The organism is Vibrio sp. 10N.222.55.C6, from assembly GCF_041473395.1.
Taxonomy (GTDB): Bacteria; Pseudomonadota; Gammaproteobacteria; order Enterobacterales; family Vibrionaceae; genus Vibrio; species Vibrio crassostreae_C.
In genome coordinates, this window is record NZ_JBFRSD010001170.1 from 1 (window position 1) to 311 (window position 311).

The 311-nt window shown below is 45.7% G+C and carries 1 protein-coding gene; it reads left to right on the plus strand.

The window, feature by feature from the left end:
• A partial coding sequence (locus AB4486_RS28035; RefSeq protein ID WP_372120094.1) for an FIST N-terminal domain-containing protein occupies positions 1–311 on the plus strand: 311 nt, incomplete at both ends.

The window sequence follows — 311 nt, forward strand, 5'->3', positions numbered from 1 at the left end:
TTAGTTATCATCAGTGAGTTCAACGAAACCCATCTAACTTCTGCGGTCCAGCCTTTTTCCGGCAATCCAAATCAAGACAGCCAAGACTTAGCTTTTCAATTGCGCCTTACAGAAGACACCAAAACGGTCATCAGCTTGTGTGATCAGGTTGAAGGGCGTGATTATCCTATTTATAGCGCTTTTGAAAATTTACCTTACGCCTTGCCGATAGCTGGTGGACTGTGCCATGAGAATGAATTTGGCCGTTGGGTTATGTATAACGAGCAAACCTACCAGCACGCCTGTGTTGCTGTGGCTCTGACTAACCCAAG